Here is a 3,444-nt window from a genome sequence, read left to right as displayed (position 1 = left end):
GCGGCGCGCAGGTCCCGCGGTTGGCGCTTCATGCTGGCCTCGGAGGCCGAGCTGGGGCGCGCCCGCCGCGTCCTGCTCGACGGGGATGAGGCGTTCGCCCGGGTGCGGGGGTATCTATGTGATGCCGCTGCGATTTGCGCTTGCTACCGCGAGCACGTGGGCCCTCCCTCAAAACCGCTGAAGTCGCAGATAAGGGAGCTGCAGCGCGCGCTGGGGAGGGCGGAGGTCCCGGGCGTGCCCGATGAGCTGGCGAGGCTGCTCGCGGAAGAGAAGGAAGAGGGCGCCGAGGAGGGCGTGCGTAAGGTCAAGGAAGATTGGGGTGACGTCGATGAAGAGGCTTGGTAGGTTCCTCATGGCGGCGCTTAAGGTCACGCTGGGCTTTTTCGTCTGGCTGTTCCGCGCCGTGTTCAAGTGGGTGATGTGAGAAGAGGCGGGCAATTGCCCGCCTCTTCTTCTTGGCTTCTAATCTTTCTTATCGTCGATGAGCCAGCAGTCGGTTCCGTCCGTGAGCAGCGTCCTGGCTGTCCGGGATGCCGCTGCGATGCGTTCGATCTCGCCTTTTCGATCTTCGGCTTCGGACCTCAGTTTCGACTCTCCCGAGCGTAGGCTCGTGCGCATCTCGACCTTAGCCTCGAGGAGCTGCTCCTTTGCGGCGGCTCTAGGCGTCTGAGAGACCAGCCTCTTGAGGGCGTTCCCCTGGGTGCCGCGAGGAAGCGCGATGGGCGCGCCCTTCATGCCCCCGATCTTCATCTCCATGAGCGCGGCGAGGACCTGCCTCTTTTTCAGGAAGCCCTGAGATTTGTCGAGGATCCGCTGCTCTTCGATGAGGGCGCTGCGGTCGTCCATACTGCCGTCGTAGTACATGCGCGTCATGGCGAGCGCCGACAAGGCCTGGAGGCACATTCCGAACTGAGCCTCGTAGGATTGGATCTCTTTAAGCAACGGTTCGAGGTCCTTCTCGCGCTCGGCGACGCCCCTGACCCCGTCTTCGACGCCGGCGAGCTGCTCGGTAATCCAATCGATTACCTGGCCGACGTCGTTGTACCTGCCCTCGATCTCGTTTCTTGCCGCCTGGCGCGCCTCGGCGGGCTTTTGGAGGTAATCGTCATGAAGGGCTGCGTAGGTTCTGGCGATATCCAGGGCGTTTTTGACCTTCGCCTTCTGATCTCCGACGATCATGGAGGCGATCGATTCCAGCTTAGCGTCGATGCGCTGGAGGCTGTCGCTGATTTCGGTCATGTACGCCTGGCCGACAACCATCGCCGCCGCGGCAAGGCCGATGCTGGCGATCTGCGCGGGGCTGACCCCGGTAGCTTTGAGCGAGACGTCGCCGCTCAGGCGACCCTTTGGGTCTCGGACGAGGGCCCTCACCGCTTCCGGATCCTTCTTCGAGGCGACGAGGTCCTTAAGGCTGTAGCCTTCGGGGACCTCGACTTTGTAGAGCTGCTTTCCCTCGACGAGGTCTACGACGTCCGAGGCGAGGCCGAGAAAGGCGTCCGCCCGCTCTCCGATGCCGGCGTTGTTCTCTTTGCTCGTATTGGTGTTCGAGATGACCTTGATACTGTTGAGGTCGTCGATCGCAACAACCTCGACGCTAATCGGCGCAAGTTCTTTGTCGCTCATGCTCTTAGCGCCTATCTCGCCTCGTCGGAGCGTGCCAGGACGTCCCATTTGTTGTACGAGCTCTCGGCCTGAAGATCCCTGACGAGGGTCTCATAGCGGCTCTCGAGGTCTTTTTCCTCACACGGGAAGAGCAGGATCATCATGGGTCTTTTGAACTTGAAGTCGGCGTAGACGTCGACGTTGCCGAAACCGCAAAGCTGTGTGTATATGCTGAAGCCCATGGATTTGCCGCAACCGACATAGACGTCCTCGTAGGCGGAAGGGTCTTTCTCTCGTGCCGATTTCATCGTGACGACGGCGTAGCAGCCGGCGATCGCCATGTACCCATCGCTGAGGTCGGCTTCGCTGGAGACGTTGTTCTCAAAGTTCTCGAAGAACTCTTTTGCGGAGATCGGCGGAAGGGAGCTTGCCACGGCCTTCTTGCGGGATGCCTCGAGTGACTTTTGCTGCTCCTTCTTGTCTTTGATTGCCCGACCCTTTGAAAGGAATGAGTCTCTGGCTTCTCCCAGGCTATCTGCCGCCTGCTTCCCCCTTTGCTGCCCCCAGTCGATCAGAGCGGGCCCGTATTTGTTCACAGCGGGCTCAACGAAGGGCAGAACGTCTTTTCCGATGTCGATAGCCTTTTTGACGTCTTGCAGCTTAATCTCTCCCAATTGCGTACCTCTATTCATGGACAACCGGAAGCTTATCGAGAAGCAGCCGGCAGCGTCTTGTTTCTATCAAGTGCGTAAATTATCTCACCACATGCAAGACCCCTTGCCGAGATATAGCGGCAAGGGGTCGAAGGGCCATATTCGGTTGTAGTTTCGATCTGCAAGTCCTAGTCTCGGTCGTCGTCGCCGGCTGCGCAGCAGGCGTAGGCCGTGAGCGTGAGGAGCCCCATGAGGAGCCCTATTCCGAAGGGCGCGAATCCCATCCTTCCACCTCCTTCGCGTAGACGACGGTGCGCGAGTTGCTCGTCTGGTAGCTGCACGTCACGAAGGCCCAGGCCTGCGCGACGTCCGAAGGCTCTTCCAGGACGACCTCGCACCGGGACAATTTGTCCCCGAGGTAGGCGGCGAGCTCCGCCGCGTTGGCGAAGTCGGTCCGCTTGCCCTCCGAGCTCGCGTCGACCACGTCGGCCGCGAAGACCTCGAGCTCGATCGCCTTCTCGCGGGTGTAGACCCGGATGGTGCGGTGCCCCTCGGCGAAGTCGCGCGACGAGTACTGCGCGAGCGGCGCGAACATGGTGCCGTCGGACATGTGGTGCCCGTAGACGATGACGAGCGGGCTCTCGGCGCCCTGCGCGCACCCGGCGTCTATGTAGGGAGCGCCCCACGAGGATCTTTCGCCGCCGGCGTCGTGCGTGAGGTAGAAGTCGGGCGATTCGGGCCGGCCCTGGACGATCGGGTAGTCGACGGTCGTGCCCGGCACGCGCACCCATGCGACGACGGAGGCGGGAAGGGCGTCCCAGTCGATTCCGCCTCCCGTCTCTTGAGCCTCCATCGCCGCGTCCTCTTCCGCAGCGGGCACCTCGTGCACCCCGTACGGGTTCCTCTCGGGCTGCGGCAGGACGGCGAGCGCCGCCAGCGCCAGCAACGCCACTGCGATGGCGAGCGCCGTGGCGGCTTTTCCCTTGCTCATGTCCTCCCCCGTTCGCAGGGGAGGCCCCGGGCGAGCGCCTAGGGCCTCCAGGTTGGTATCGACGCGCTGCCGCTACTCTTCCGGCTCTTCTGCCGCCTCTTCCTTGCTTGCGCCGGCCGTCTTGCGCTTGCGGTACGCGAGCGCTCCGCCCGCGCCCGCCGCAGCTGCCAGAGCGATGCCCGCGGCCACGGCGTAGCC

Annotated in this window: 3 protein-coding genes and 1 pseudogene; 1 reads left to right on the top strand and 3 read right to left on the bottom strand. The window is 62.8% G+C overall.

What is annotated here, in order from left to right; translation table 11 throughout:
* Window positions 1-345 (top strand): annotated as a pseudogene (locus tag C1719_RS05000) (hypothetical protein); the annotation flags it as partial.
* A gap of 117 nt (window positions 346-462) precedes the next feature.
* On the opposite strand, the gene C1719_RS04995 reads toward C1719_RS05000, so the two are convergent.
* The 3 genes from C1719_RS04995 to C1719_RS04985 form a co-directional block, all read right to left on the bottom strand.
* Entirely contained in the window at window positions 463-1,623 is a 1,161-nt protein-coding gene (locus C1719_RS04995) for a hypothetical protein (protein WP_102374122.1), read from the bottom strand.
* An 11-nt stretch (window positions 1,624-1,634) separates the two neighbouring features.
* The gene (locus tag C1719_RS04990) at window positions 1,635-2,276 is read right to left on the bottom strand and encodes a hypothetical protein (RefSeq protein WP_219717811.1); all 642 of its coding nucleotides are present in this window, start codon (window positions 2,274-2,276) and stop codon (window positions 1,635-1,637) included.
* Between the two features lie 238 nt (window positions 2,277-2,514).
* The gene (locus C1719_RS04985) at window positions 2,515-3,246 is read right to left on the bottom strand and encodes a class B sortase (RefSeq protein ID WP_102374120.1); all 732 of its coding nucleotides are present in this window, start codon (window positions 3,244-3,246) and stop codon (window positions 2,515-2,517) included.
* Window positions 3,247-3,444 lie beyond the last annotated feature (198 nt).

The organism is Raoultibacter massiliensis, from assembly GCF_900199545.1.
Classification (GTDB): domain Bacteria; phylum Actinomycetota; class Coriobacteriia; order Coriobacteriales; family Eggerthellaceae; genus Raoultibacter; species Raoultibacter massiliensis.
Note: the sequence above shows the minus strand (reverse complement) of the source record. Positions and strands in the feature narration are given on the sequence as shown.

Coding starts and splice junctions, on each gene's coding strand:
- C1719_RS04995 (WP_102374122.1), bottom strand. CDS start 1,623: ATGAGCGACAAAGAACTTGCGCCGATTAGCGTCGAGGTTGTTGCGATC.
- C1719_RS04985 (WP_102374120.1), bottom strand. CDS start 3,246: ATGAGCAAGGGAAAAGCCGCCACGGCGCTCGCCATCGCAGTGGCGTTG.